The organism is Inhella sp. (assembly GCF_027532025.1).
Classification (GTDB): Bacteria; Pseudomonadota; Gammaproteobacteria; order Burkholderiales; family Burkholderiaceae_C; genus Inhella.
The window spans coordinates 1-13,281 of sequence record NZ_JAPZSY010000136.1 but is presented as its reverse complement, the minus strand read 5'-3'; the positions used below and the strand labels follow the sequence as shown (position 1 = coordinate 13,281).

Below are 13,281 nucleotides of genomic sequence, written 5' to 3'. Positions count from 1 at the left end.
TCCACCTACTTGCCGCCCGAGGAGGTGGACCGCCGCCCCGACTCCATTGGCAAGGCCATCCCCAATGCAGAGATCTTGGTGCTGGGAGAAGACGGTCGTGAGTGCGGACCGGACGAACCGGGCGAGTTGGTGCACCGCGGCCCCCTGGTGGGCCTGGGTTATTGGGGTGACCCGGTGAAAACCGCCGAGCGCTACAAGCTCTTGCCCTCGGGCGCTCAGGCCCGCCTTCCCGGCTTGCCCTTGCCGGAGTACGCCGTGTTCAGCGGCGACACGGTGCGTCGCGATGCTGAGGGGTTCCTGTACTTCATCGGCCGACGAGACGAGATGATCAAGACCAGCGGCTACCGCGTCAGCCCGACGGAGGTGGAAGAGGTGCTGTACGCCACCCAACTCGTGGGCGAGTGCGCGGCCTTCGGTGTGGAACATGCGCAACTGGGGCAGGCCATCCATGTCATCGTGACGCCTCCAGCCGGCCGTGGTGTTGTGGATCGCGTGGCCTTGCTCGCTGAGTGCAAAGCGCGCATGCCCGCCTACATGGTGCCGGCCGTGCTGGACGAGCGCACGGGCCCCTTGCCGCGCAACCCCAATGGCAAGATCGATCGCAGTGCCTTGGCCCAGTCGCTGAGGGAGCGCCCCGCATGAACGCATCCATTCCCCACGCCCCGATGTCGCAATTCGTCAGCGATGGCGAGGAATTGCTGGTGAACGGCATCGCTTTGAGCCGCTTGGCCGCTCGAGTGGGCAGCACCCCCTTTTACGCTGTGGACCGTGGCTTGCTGACGCAGCGCGTGCAAGCGCTCCGCGCTGCCTTGCCGGCGGGCCTGAAGTTGCATTACGCGATGAAAGCCAACCCCATGCCGGCGCTGGTGCAGCACATGGCCCGGCTGGTGGATGGCATCGATGTCGCCAGCGCGGGCGAGTTGTTGGTGGCCTTGGATGCGGGCGCTGACCCCCACGAGGTCAGCTTCGCCGGGCCCGGCAAGCGAGACGCAGAGCTGGTGCAGGCGGTGGCCAGCGGCGTGCTGGTCAACGTCGAAAGCCAGCGAGAGTTGCCAGTTTTGGCCCAAGCGAGCCAGACCTTGGGCATGCCCGCACGGGTGGCCTTGCGCATCAACCCCGACTTCGAGCTCAAGGGCTCGGGCATGAAGATGGGAGGCGGCCCCAAGCAGTTCGGGGTGGACGTCGAGGCCGTCCCCGAGGTGCTGGCGGCCGTGGCTCGCTTGGGCCTGGCCTTTGAGGGCTTTCACCTGTTTGCCGGCTCTCAGAACCTGAAGGCAGACGCGATTGCTGAGGCCCAGAGCAAGAGCTTTGACTTGGCGGTGCGGTTGGCCGACTTCGCGCCTTCGCCCGTTCGTTTTCTCAACCTGGGTGGTGGCTTCGGCATCCCCTATTTCCCGGGTGAGCAAGCCTTGGACTTGGCGCCCATCGGGGACAACTTGGCGGCCCTGCAGGAGCGGGCTCGCGATGTGCTGCCACAGGCCGAGTTGGTGATCGAGCTGGGGCGTTACCTCGTGGGTGAGGCGGGCTTGTACGTGACACGGGTGGTCGACCGCAAGGTGTCTCGTGGGCAAACGTATTTGGTGTGCGATGGCGGCTTGAACCACCACCTGAGCGCCAGCGGCAACTTCGGTCAAGTGATTCGCAAGAACTACCCGGTGACGGTGGGCAACCGCTTGTCAGCACCCCGCGAAGTGCAGACCGTGGTGGGCCCGCTGTGCACGCCCCTGGACCTGTTGGCCGACCGCATGGCCTTGCCGCGGGCCGATGTCGGCGATCTGGTGGTGGTGTTTCAGTCTGGCGCCTATGGCGCCAGCGCCAGCCCGGCCCGCTTCTTGGGCCACCCGCCCGTCACGGAAGTGCTGGTTTGAGTGCCGCCTGGAGGGCGGCTTCGGTCATTTCTTCGGGCCGGTGGTACAGGTAGCCCTGTGCGTAGGGCACCCCCAGGGCTTTGAGTCGCTCGGCCAGGGCCGGTCGCTCGACGAATTCGGCCACCACGGGCAAGGCGAGTGCATCGGCCATTTGCACCATGGAGGCCACCATGGCCGCGTTGGCGTGGTCGGTGTCCATGTCGCGAACGAATGCGCCGTCGATCTTGACGCTGTTGAACGGCAACTGCTTGAGGTAGCCGAAGGACGCAAAGCCGGTGCCAAAGTCGTCCAGGGCGAAGGCCACCCCGTGGGCCTTGAGCGTCTCCATGAAGACCTTGGCGGCGCTGAGGTTGACGATGGCCCCCGACTCGGTGATTTCGATGCACAGCTTGTGGGGTGGAAAACCGCAGCTTTGCAACTGGCTCAGCACGGTGTCGGCCAACGTCGGGTCGCGCAATGAGTAAGCGCTCAAGTTGACCGACACCTGACTCATGCCTGCCAGCACCGAGGGCGAGGCGCTCAGCCGCCCCAGCACTTCGCGCAACATCCAGCGGTCGATCTGATCGATCAACTGGTAGCGCTCGGCGGGGCCGATGAACGCGGGGGGCGCGACCACCCGCTGGGTTTCGGCGTCCCACAGGCGAACCAAGGTCTCGAACCGCAGGCCCGGTGCGGCGCGCTCGCCCAGTGGCTGAATGCGTTGGAAGTACACCCGGAAGTGCTGGTGCTTGAGGGCATCCATCAACCGGTACGCCCAATTCACGCTCTCGCGGGCATCGGCCTCGTGCACATCGGCTCGGTGCAGGCGTACCGAAGGGCCGCCGTCCCGACGCACGAGGTAGGCCGCCTCGTCGGCCTTGGTCATGAGTTGATCGAAGGAGACGAAGTCTCGGTGGATGGGGATGACGGCGAGCCGCGCATCGATGCGATAGGCCCGACCGTCCCACACGAACTCAAAACCCTCGAACACCCCCTTGATGCGCTGGGCCAGGGGCATGACTTGGTCGGGTGGGCGACGGCAAAGCAGCGCAAAACGGTCGCCACCCAGCCGGGCGATGAAGTCGTCGGGCAGGCACAGGGCGGCCAGCATGTCGGCCACTTGGCGCAGCAACTCGTCGCCCGCGATGTAGCCGCAGGCCTCGTTGACGATGCGAAAGCGCGCCAGGTCGAGCAGCATCAGGCAGGCGCCGTTGTCCGAGCGCTGGGTGTCGGCCAACAGGCGCACCACCTGCTCTTCGAGCGCGTCGCGGTTGTAAACCCGCGTGATGAAGTCGTGCGTGGCGAGGTAGCTCAAGCGGTCTTGCATGAAGCGCCGCTCGTTGATTTCTTCGCGCAGTTGGCGGTTGAGCTGAACCAACTCGCGGGTCCGTTCTTGCACCCGTTGCTCCAACTGAGCGTTGACTTGTTGCAACTCACGCAAGAGTCGGCGGCGTTCCAAGTGGTGGTGCACCCTGGCGCGCACCTCGTCGGCCCGCACGGGCTTGGCCAGGTAATCAGCCCCGCCTGCCTCAAAGCCTTTGGCCACATCGTCTCCGAGAGCGGTGACGAAGACCACGGGAATGTCCGCGGTGGCCGCTTGGGCCTTGAGGCGGCGGCAAGTCTCGAAGCCATCGATGCCCGGCATCATGACGTCCAGCAGGATGAGGTCGGGTTGCTTGCGCTCGGCCAGCGCCAGCGCCCGCTCACCGCTGTTGGCGGCCAAGATTTGCAGACCGGGCAGCGCCAGCATGGACACGAGGAGATCGATGTTCTCCGGGGTGTCATCGACGATGAGCAGGCTGCTGGAGGCCACAGGTTGGGTCATGCGCTTCCTTCCGGCGATGCGGCTTGGGCCTCACGGAGGCAGGCCGTCAGGCGGTCGAAATCGTAGCGCGCGAGCGCTTCGCGCAGCGCGGCCAAGGTGGCGGGTGGCAGTTGCTGCGCGCCTTTGCTGTGCAGCCATTCGCGCAGGGCCACCACATCGCCGTCGTCGGACCAAGCCAGCAGCTCGCCCCAGAGGATCTGCGCCGGGGGTTCTCCCGTCGCGTTGGGCGACGAGGCGGGATGCTCAGCCGCGTCGACTGTAGGCTGGGTGGGCAGGTGGGACGGGTCTCGCGGCTGCCAGGTCGCGGCGGTGAATTTGCGCAGCACGTCAACGATGCGCTGGAACTCATAGGGCTTGGCCACGTAGTCAGCAAAGCCCATCGCCAGGTAACTGTCGCGTTCGTGCACGAGGCTGGAGGCTGTGACGGCGACCACGGGCCAGGTCTGTCGTGCGGGGTCGGCTTTCAGGGCTTGCATCAGCGCCACGCCATCGCGCCGGGGCATGCGAAGGTCGGTCAGCACCGCGTCCATGGGGTGCTGCAAGGCAAGTTGCCATGCGGCCTCGCCGTCCTCGGCGGCCCAGACGGTGACGCCCATGTTTTGCAGCAGTTGGCACAGCACCGTGCGGCTGTCGGGGTCGTCTTCGGCCACCAGCACATCCAGGCGCTGACCCGGCGCCAACTGCCAAGCGCCAGTCCCCGGGTCGTTGCCAGCTTCGGACGTCTGGGCCAGCCGTTGCAGGGGCAGGGTGATGCTGGCCCGCACGCCGGCGCCCAGTTCGCTGTGCAGCGTCAGCTCGCCCCCCATCGCCCGCAGCAGGTTGCGTGACAACACCAGACCCAACCCCGTGCCGCCTTGGCTGGCCCCGCTGCGTCCTTGGACAAATGGGGTGAACAACTGCGCCAGCTCCTCGGGGGCGATGCCTGGGCCGGTGTCCTGGATCTGAACGTGGGCGACATCGTTGGCATCGAGCCGGGCCTGCAGACCAACCCGGCCACCTGCCGGCGTGAACTTGATGGCATTGCCCAAAAGGTTGAGCAAGACCTGGCCCAGCTTGCCACGGTCCCCCAGGGCGACCACGCCAGGCGGGATGGCAACGTCGTGCTCCAGGCTCACGCGCGAGCGACGTGCACGCTCAGCCATGAATCGCAAGCCCTCGTCGAGTTCGCGTCGCACGTCGAAAGGCTCGGCCACGAGTTGCAAAGCACCTGCCTCGATCTTGGACAGGTCGAGCACGTCGTTGATGAGCCGCAGCAAGCGCTGCCCGCCGCTCAGGATGCTGGCCACCTGGGTTTGAGCGACAGCAGGGAGCTCGCGCTGCTCCTTCAACAACTGGGCATAGCCCAGCACTGCGTTGAGCGGCGTGCGGATTTCGTGGCTCATGTTGGCCAGGAAAACCGACTTGGCGCGGTTGGCGGCCTCGGCCCGGTCGCGCGCCTGGGCCAGCTCGACTTCCATGCGGTGTTGTTCGCTCAGGTCGGTCATGGTCATGGCCAAAGCGCGCTCTTTACCGCGCTCGTCCCGCAGCACAAGGTAGCTGACCAGCACGGGCGGCACTTGCGCTCCCGGCAGGCCACGCACGGGCATTTCCCCGGTCCAGTGGCCGTCTCGGCGCAGGGCGGGCATGACGTCGTTGCGCAGGCGCAGCAACCCATCTTCGTCGTAGTTGTCCGGGGCCTTGGGGGGGGTGGCGGGGGGCCACTGGGTTTCACCTAGCCAGCGTTGGGCCACGCCATTGAGGTAGTCGACCCGGCCGTCGAGGTGGCCCAATGCAAAGCCCTGGGAGGCGCACTCGGTCAGCCAACGGAAGCGGCGCATTTCGTCCTCGCGCGCCAGGTCGTCGGTGATGTCGCGCGCCAGCCCCACCAGGCCGATGGTGCTGCCGTCCTCCAGCCGCACATTGCTTCGCGTGACCCGGTAGGTGCGCAGGCGCCCGTGGGCATCCAGGGCGCGTTGGCGGCGGGTCGTGGGCTCACCGCTTTCGCGGGTGAGGCGGTCTGCTTCGTCGTCCAGGTCGGCCTGTTCCGGCGGGAACAGGTCTCGCGTGGTGTGGCCGAGCAGCTCCGAGGGGCTGCGGTTGAGTGCGTTCGCCAGGGCGGGGTTGGCCTCAAGGTAGACGCCCTGAGCGTCTTTCACCCACAGCGGGTCAGGCAGGCTGCGCAGCACGGCGTTGAGCACGGCCTCCCGCTGTGCAAGGGTTTGGGTTTGGGCGGCGAGCGACTCGGCCAGGGCGCTCAGTTCCTCGTTGCTGCGAGCCCAATCCTGCGTGCGCACGCCCACCAAGCGCTCCAGCTCGGCGTTGGAGCGCCGCAGCTCCGCATCGCGACGCGAGCGTGCTGCCAGGATGGTGGCCCACAGGCTGGTGCACAACAAGCCGATCCCGAGCGTGCCCCACTGCAGCAGCGAGGGCAGGCCGGCTCGGTGCACGGTGGGCAGCGCGAACACCTGCCACTGCCGTTGCCCCAGGGCCACAGGATGAGCCAGGGGCATGCCTTGACGGAACACGCCCAGTCGGTCGCGCATCGCGTTGGCATCCAATTCCAAAACACGCCCATCGCGCCATTCGAGCCCGCGCGGAAGGGGGTCGTCGCTCACCAACAAGAGGGGCATCTCCCAGCCTGCGAATGGCGCCAAGGCCGTGGTCAGCAGGGTCTTGAGTTGCAGCCCAGCCGACACCACACCCGTGACCGGTGGCGATGCGCTGCCCGCGTTGGGGCTTTCGTGAACCGGTGCGTACAGGGACACTGCGAGCGCTTCGTCACGGCCAAATCCGTGCTTGCCCAGCACCGAGCTGGTGGTGACTTCACCGCTTCGTACGGCAGCGTCAATGGCGGCACGACGCGCAGGATCTCCACCCTCGTCGAGGCCCAGCCGGGATTCATGGCCCTGGCTCGGGTTGATGCGCTCGGTCACCCAGTACCTCGGTTGAACTGGGGCAGTGACGAGGCGTCCCCCCTCGTCCAGCGTGCGGAGCCCGAGTTCGCGCTCTCGCTCGTAGGCGGGTCGTTGCTCGTCGCTCAGCCGGCGCAGGTAGCCCAGGCTGCTCAGCCACGCATGCCGGTGGCGAAGGCCTTCGGTGGTCCGGTGGAATTCTTCGTCGCTCAAGGGTTCGCGCCGATGCAAGGCTGCCAGGTGGCGCAAGTCGGACTCGGCCAACTCCACCTGGGCTTGCAAGGCGCTGGACACCATCCGCACTTCGGCCCCGGCCCGTTGCAGGTCGCCTGCTCGCTCGGCTTGGCCGACGAAGTAGCTGCACAACAAGGTCAAGCCCAGCCCCACGCTGATCGCTGGCAAGGCCTGCCCCAGGGCCGTTTGGCGCTCGCTCCCTGGGTACAGCGCCAACAGCAGCAGGGGCGCGAGCAACAGCATGCCCGTGACATCCCCCACCCACCAGGTCAGCCAAGCCCCCGGCGCCCCCGAGGCCGAGAGCCGCTCGGTCAGCAGCAGCAGGGGCACGCCCAAGCTCGGTGCCAGTGCGCCACCCAGGCTGACCGCCCCCACGAATCGCCGCACGCCGCGCAAGCCAGGCTGCTGCTGCAAGCGGTCCCAACGGCCGGCCAGCGCTCGGACCAGCCCCCATTGCAAAGCCCCCACGGTGGCCATGAGCAGGCCGAGTCCGATCGCCGCCATGGGGGCAAGCCCCTGGCCCATGTTCGAGGCGGTGTCGCTGGCCACGCTACCCAAGAGCAATCCGGGCAACGAGCGCGGCCCCCAGGCCATCAAGCTGGTCAGGGCCAGACCGCTGGGCAGCCACAGGGCGGTGGTGCCCCCGGGGCCCATGGACAGATCCAAACCCAGCCGAGCGAGAACAGCCATGCCAACGGCCAATCCGGCATTCAGGGCGACCCAGCTCGCCAAGCTGGCAGGGCGCCAGCGCAGCCCATCCGCCCGCGGCGCGCTGTCGGGCTCACTGGGGGAAGAAACGGTGGATGGGTGCGCCATGGGTTGCTTCATGCTAGACCCGACCTTCTACGCACGGAGCGGAGCATTGGTGAGGGTTTTCCCATCGGACGTGGAGTGCTCACGCTCGTCCCTAAAATCCGCCCCCTTTTCGCTTTTTGGACGCCCTGCGATGAAAGCCCTGACCCTTGCCATGTTGACCGCCCTGATGTCCCCGCTGGCCCTGGCGGCGCCGGCTGTCATCTTTGACATGGGGGGCAAGTTCGACAAGTCGTTCAACGAGTCGGCCTACCGCGGCGTCGAGAAGTGGAAGGCCGAGACGGGCAAGAGCTACCTCGAGTTCGAGATCTCGAACGACACCCAGCGGGTTCAGGCCTTGCGTCGCATGGCCGAGCGGGGCGCGAACCCCATCATTTCCATCGGCTTTGCGCAGGCCTCGGCCCTGGAGCAGGTGGCCAAGCAGTTCCCCAAGACGCAATTCGCCATCATCGACGGTGTGGTCAACCTGCCCAACGTGGCCTCCATCACCTTCAAGGAGCACGAAGGCAGCTACTTGGTGGGCGCCCTGGCGGCCATGAAGAGCAAGACCGGCAAGCTCGGCTTTGTGGGCGGTATGGACATCCCCTTGATCCGCAAGTTTCAGTGCGGCTACGAGCAAGGCGCGCGCGCCGCGAACCCCAAAGTGGAAGTCTTCAGCAACATGACCGGCACCACCTCCAGCGCTTGGAACGACCCGTCGCGCGGCGGTGAGTTGGCCAAGGCGCAGTTCGCCAAGGGCGTGGACGTGGTGTTTGCTGCCGCCGGCGGCACGGGCACCGGGGTCTACCAGGCGGCCAAAGACGCTGGCAAATTCGCCATCGGCGTGGACAGCAACCAGAATCACTTGCAGCCGGGCACCATGCTCACCAGCATGGTCAAGCGCGTGGACGTGGCCGTTTACAACGTGCTCAAGGGCTTCAAGCCCGGGCCGCAGGCGCTGGGCTTGAAGGAGGACGGCGTGATGGTCGCCATCGACCAACACAACGACAAGCTGGTGACTCCCGATCTGCGCACCAAGCTCGACGCCATCAAGGGCGAGATCGTCAGCGGCAAGCGGCCGGTGGCCGATTTCATGGCCAACCCGGCCGACTGCGCCAAGAAGTAAGCCTGGCGGCATCGCGGTGACGGCACTGGCCCTGCGGGGCATTCACAAGCGCTTCGGGGCGGTGCACGCCAATGCCGGGGTCGACCTGACGGTCGAGCCGGGCACGGTGCACGGCCTGATCGGCGAGAACGGCGCGGGCAAGTCCACGCTGATGGCCATCCTCTACGGCTACTACCAGGCCGACGAGGGCAGCATCGCGCTGGACGGCCGCGAGGTCCAGATCCGCAACAGCCACGAAGCGATTGCCCTGGGCGTGGGCATGGTCCACCAGCACTTCATGCTGGTGGACACCCTGAGCGCCCTGGACAACGTGCTGCTCGGCGCCGAACCCGGTTGGCACTTGCCCACGGGGCAAGCCACCGTGCGGGCGGGCTTGGAAGCCTTGATGGCCGAGACCGGATTGCAGGTACGACTGGACGCTTTGGCGGGCGAATTGCCGGTGGGCGAGTTGCAGCGGCTGGAGATCCTCAAGGCGCTTTACCGTGGCGCCAAGCTGCTCATCCTGGACGAGCCCACGGCCGTGCTGACGCCCCAGGAAACCCAGCAACTGTTCGAGGTGCTGCGCCGCCTGCGCGAGCGCGGCACCACGTTGTTGCTGATCACGCACAAGCTCAAGGAGGTGATGGCGCTCTGTGATGCCGTCACCGTCATGCGCACGGGCCGGGTGGTGCACCGCTGCGCCATCGCCGACACCGACGAGGCCGCCCTGGCCGAGGCCATGGTGGGACGCAAGGTGGCCTTGGGTCGACCGGCGGGGGCGCCGGCCGCTCGAGACGAGGTGCTGTTGGAGGCCGAGGGCCTGAGCCTGCGCGATGCCCGTGGCGTGGCCGTCCTGAACAGCGTTCGCCTGCGCCTGCGCGCCGGTGAGATCGTCGGGGTGGCGGGGGTGTCTGGCAACGGACAAACCGAGCTGCTGGAGGTGCTGAGCGGCCTGCGGGCGCCGGATGCCGGACGGATCACCCTGGCCGGGCGGCCTTACGGCCCCGATGCCTGGCTGCATCCCACCCAAGCGCGGGCCGACGGATTGGCCCACGTGCCCGAGGACCGGCATGCCTGTGGTCTGGTGATGAGCTTTCCGGCCTGGGAAAGCGCCGCCTTGGGCTACCAGCATTTGCCCAAGTACGCAGCAGGGCGCTGGAGCCTGAGCGGCGCCAAGCTGCGGGCCGCCTGCGCCGCCATGATGGAGCGTTTCGACGTGCGCCCGCGCAACCCCGAATTGGGGTCCAGCAAATTCAGCGGCGGCAACCAGCAAAAGCTCATCCTCGCCCGCGAGATCGGTGAGGCGCCCCAGGTGCTGTTGGTGGGGCAACCGACGCGCGGGGTTGACATCGGTGCCATCGAATTCATTCACAACCAGCTGCGCGCGCTGCGCGACGCCGGATGCGCCGTGCTGGTGGTCAGCAGCGAGCTGGATGAAATCTTGGCGCTGGCCGACCGTGTGTTGGTGATGAACGGCGGCCGCATCACGGGCGAGCTGCCCATCGACGACTGTGACGAACGCCAACTGGGCCTGCTGATGGCCGCACAAGCATGAGCAGCGCCTCGTATTCGCTCCCTCGTTGGGTGGAAATCGGGCTGCTGCCCGTGTGGAACCTTCTGGTGGCTCTGGCCGTTTCGGCCGCGGTGGTCCTCGCCATCGGGCACAGCCCGGTGCAGGCGTTCCAGGTGCTGGTCAAGGGCGCCTTGGGCACGCCCTCGGGGCTGGGCTACACGTTGTACTACGCCACCACCTTCGTGTTCACCGGCTTGGCGGTGGCGGTGGCCTTTCACGCGGGACTGTTCAACATCGGGGGGGAAGGGCAGGGCACGTTTGCTGGCCTGGGCTTGACCTTGGCGGCGCTCTACCTGGCACCGCAGTGGCCCGCATGGCTGCTGCTGCCCCTGATGGTGGTGGTCGCGGCCCTGTTTGGCATGGCCTGGGCGGCGGTGCCGGCTTACCTGCAAGCTTGGCGCGGCAGCCACATCGTCATCACCACCATCATGTTCAACTTCTTGGCGGCCAGCTTGAACGCCTACCTGCTGGTGAACGTCTTGCGTCCAGCGGGCTCGATGGCGGTCGAGTCCACCCCCTTCCCCGAAGCAGGTCGCATGCCCGGCTTGCACGACGTGGCCGCATGGTTCGGCATCGAGATGCTGCCGTCGCCGCTCAACCTCAGCAGCCTGCTTGCGGTGGCGGCGTGCGTGTTCGTGGGCTGGTTTTTGTGGCGCAGTCGCTTGGGTTACGCCCTGCGGGCCGTCGGCAGTGCACCACGGGCGGCCGAGTACGCCGGCATCCACCCCAAGCGACAAATCCTGGTGGCGATGGCCATCTCGGGGGCCATGGCGGGCATGGTGGCGGTGAACGAACTGTCCGGCGTGCAGGGCAAGCTGGCGCTGGACTTCATGGCAGGGGCGGGCTTCGCGGGCATTGCCGTCAGCCTGATGGGGCGCAACCACCCGGTGGGCATCGTGCTGGCCAGCCTGCTTTTCGGGGTGCTGTACCAGGGCGGGGTGGAGGTGAGCTTCGAGTTGCCGGGCTTCTCGCGTGAGATGGTCGTCACCGTGCAGGGCCTCATCGTGCTGTTCGCGGGCGCCATGGCCATGGTCAGTGCGCCCCTGTTCGCCAAACTGTTCAAGGGAGCCCGCCGTGGATGACACCTTGGTGATGTTGGGTTCGGTGCTGGCCTCCACGCTGCGCTTGACTGCGCCCCTGCTGTTGGCCGCGCTGGCCGGCTTGTTGGCCGAGCGCAGCGGCGTGGTGGACTTGGGGCTGGAAGGCAAGATGCTGGCCGCCGCCTTTGCCGCGGGCGCTGCGGCGGCCGTCACCCAGTCGGCTTGGGTCGGCGTGGTCGCCGCCATCGGGGTGGCCGGTGTGCTGGCGCTGGTGCACGGTTTTGCCTGCGTCACCCACCGGGGCGATCAGGTCATTTCCGGCATGGCCATCAACATGGTGGCGGCGGGGCTCACGGTGGTGCTTGGCATTGCCTGGTTTGCCACGGGCGGGCAGACGCCCACGCTGCCCCCCGAGGTGCGGATCCCAGCGCTGGCCCCAGGCCTGACCGAGCCCTTGGGCGCCGCCCAGCAGCATGGCGCCTTCCTGGGCGCCTTTCTCGGTCATGGGCTCTTCAGCCACAACGTGCTGGTGTACGTCGCCTTCGCCAGCCTGGTGCTGGTGGCCTACCTGCTGGCCCGTACCCGCCTGGGCCTGCGCTTGCGCGCCGTGGGCGAGAACCCCGCCATGGTGGATGCCGCTGGCGTCTCGGTGGCCTGGCTGCGTTACCGCGCGCTGCTGATGGGCGCGGTGCTGTGCGGCGTGGCCGGCGCTTACCTGTCGCTGGCGCAGAACGCCAACTTCAGCCCCAACATGACCGCTGGCCGCGGCTACATCGCGCTGGCCGCCATGATCTTCGGCCGCTGGCGCCCGCTGCCCACGCTGGCCGCCTGCCTGCTCTTCGGCCTGCTGGACGCACTGGCCATTCGCCTGCAGGGTGTGGCCTTGCCTGGCATCGGCGAGGTGCCGGTGCAGGCCATCCAAGCCTTGCCCTACCTGCTCACCGTGGTGCTGCTGGCCGGCTTCATTGGCTCGGCGGTGGCGCCCAAGGCGCTGGGTCGGCCTTACGTCAAGGAGCGCTGAGATGACTCAGTCCGATGGGTTCGCATTGGCCAATCCGGACGCTGATCGTCCGGTGCTCAAGCGCGTGGGATGGGCGCTGCTGCTGGGGGCTGTGAGTTGGTTCATCATGGAGCATTGGAGCCGCGCGCGCACCGGTACTACGTTCACCCTGAATCTGCTTCCGGTCTTGCTTGCACTATTGACGGGCGCATTGCTCAATGGCCATTTGCGTGCAGCATCGCTGGTTCGCTGGTTGTCGGCATTCGCAGTGGTGGCCGTGCCATTGGGCGTGCTGTCAGCATTGGCCATGCAACCGTTGGCGCTGACAAGAGCCATCTTGAGCAACGAACCGATCAACCTGCTGATCCCTGCGGTGGGGGTTGCATTCGCAACAGCCCTATCTGCATGGGCCCTGAGGTCTTTGGGCTCTGACGTGGTGGTGCTCGCTCGTCGTGCCATTGGCCGTCCACAACGCAGGATGTGGATCCCGATGGTCCTTGCTGCTGCGTTGGTGAGTGCGGGCACAGCATTCACGTACATCAGTCTCAACGGGGAGGCTGCCCGCAAGGCCGAGAGCATGGTTCGCAGGGAGTTAGGTCCGGATTTCGAGACCGCAATCGTTCAACTGGCCATGCAGAAGAGCCGTGAAGGTTCCCAGTACCGCGCCACCGTTGTCGCTTGGAACGGCGAAGACGTCAGAGTCATTCCTTTGACATGGCGAGAAGAATGACGCCTGGACCCCAAAAAATGGAGCGCTCGGCATGCTGACCGGCGACGTCCAAAGCCGGATGCTGGCCGTGGCCCAAGCGGCGCGGGCCGTGGCTTATGCGCCTTACTCGAACTACCACGTCGGCGCCGCACTGCTCGGCGCCGACGGTCGGATCTTCGGCGGCTGCAACGTCGAGAACGCGGCCTTCCCGCAAGGCGTTTGTGCCGAGGCTGGCGCCATCAGCGCGATGGTGCTGGCCGGCGTG

The 13,281-nt window shown here is 67.0% G+C and carries 10 protein-coding genes; 8 read left to right on the top strand and 2 right to left on the bottom strand.

Going from position 1 to position 13,281, the window contains the following annotated elements; all coding sequences use genetic code 11:
* Both O9335_RS16030 and O9335_RS16025 read left to right on the top strand, forming a co-directional pair.
* Positions 1–642, top strand: a 642-nt coding sequence (locus tag O9335_RS16030; protein ID WP_298389962.1) for an AMP-binding protein, incomplete at its 5' end; no start/stop codon positions are given.
* The gene (locus O9335_RS16025; protein ID WP_298389959.1) at positions 639–1,868 is read left to right on the top strand and encodes a pyridoxal-dependent decarboxylase, exosortase A system-associated; all 1,230 of its coding nucleotides are present in this window, start codon (positions 639–641) and stop codon (positions 1,866–1,868) included. The genes O9335_RS16030 and O9335_RS16025, both read left to right, overlap by 4 nt.
* On the opposite strand, the gene O9335_RS16020 is transcribed toward O9335_RS16025, so the two are convergent.
* The gene (locus O9335_RS16020) at positions 1,849–3,672 is read right to left on the bottom strand and encodes an EAL domain-containing protein (protein WP_298389955.1); all 1,824 of its coding nucleotides are present in this window, start codon (positions 3,670–3,672) and stop codon (positions 1,849–1,851) included. The genes O9335_RS16025 and O9335_RS16020 overlap by 20 nt on opposite strands.
* Entirely contained in the window at positions 3,669–7,487 is a 3,819-nt protein-coding gene (locus tag O9335_RS16015) for an ATP-binding protein (RefSeq protein WP_298389952.1), read from the bottom strand. Before O9335_RS16015 ends, O9335_RS16020 begins: the two co-directional genes overlap by 4 nt.
* Before the next feature lie 256 nt (positions 7,488–7,743).
* Between O9335_RS16015 and O9335_RS16010 the strand changes: the two genes are divergently transcribed.
* The 6 genes from O9335_RS16010 to O9335_RS15985 all read left to right on the top strand — a co-directional run.
* Complete coding sequence (locus O9335_RS16010; protein ID WP_298389950.1) at positions 7,744–8,715, top strand: BMP family ABC transporter substrate-binding protein; 972 nt, start codon at positions 7,744–7,746, stop codon at positions 8,713–8,715.
* Positions 8,716–8,731: 16 nt separating this feature from the next.
* Positions 8,732–10,249: an ABC transporter ATP-binding protein gene (locus O9335_RS16005; protein ID WP_298389948.1), complete on the top strand. Its 1,518-nt coding sequence runs from the start codon at positions 8,732–8,734 to the stop codon at positions 10,247–10,249.
* On the top strand, positions 10,246–11,349 hold the full coding sequence (locus tag O9335_RS16000) for an ABC transporter permease (protein WP_298389947.1): 1,104 nt from the start codon (positions 10,246–10,248) through the stop codon (positions 11,347–11,349). Before O9335_RS16005 ends, O9335_RS16000 begins: the two co-directional genes overlap by 4 nt.
* Entirely contained in the window at positions 11,342–12,328 is a 987-nt protein-coding gene (locus tag O9335_RS15995) for an ABC transporter permease (protein WP_298389945.1), read from the top strand. Before O9335_RS16000 ends, O9335_RS15995 begins: the two co-directional genes overlap by 8 nt.
* Position 12,329: 1 nt before the next feature.
* Complete coding sequence (locus O9335_RS15990; protein WP_298389943.1) at positions 12,330–13,037, top strand: hypothetical protein; 708 nt, start codon at positions 12,330–12,332, stop codon at positions 13,035–13,037.
* A 31-nt stretch (positions 13,038–13,068) separates the two neighbouring features.
* The coding region (locus tag O9335_RS15985) for a cytidine deaminase (RefSeq protein WP_298389941.1) at positions 13,069–13,281 on the top strand (213 nt) is incomplete at its 3' end.

What these genes read in the sequence shown, in the direction of transcription:
- O9335_RS16000 (WP_298389947.1), top strand. Translation starts at nt 10,246, where the DNA reads ATGAGCAGCGCCTCGTATTCGCTCCCTCGTTGGGTGGAAATCGGGCTG.
- O9335_RS15990 (WP_298389943.1), top strand. Translation starts at nt 12,330, where the DNA reads ATGACTCAGTCCGATGGGTTCGCATTGGCCAATCCGGACGCTGATCGT.
- O9335_RS16015 (WP_298389952.1), bottom strand. Translation starts at nt 7,487, where the DNA reads ATGGCTGTTCTCGCTCGGCTGGGTTTGGATCTGTCCATGGGCCCCGGG.
- O9335_RS16025 (WP_298389959.1), top strand. Translation starts at nt 639, where the DNA reads ATGAACGCATCCATTCCCCACGCCCCGATGTCGCAATTCGTCAGCGAT.
- O9335_RS16020 (WP_298389955.1), bottom strand. Translation starts at nt 3,672, where the DNA reads ATGACCCAACCTGTGGCCTCCAGCAGCCTGCTCATCGTCGATGACACC.
- O9335_RS16010 (WP_298389950.1), top strand. Translation starts at nt 7,744, where the DNA reads ATGAAAGCCCTGACCCTTGCCATGTTGACCGCCCTGATGTCCCCGCTG.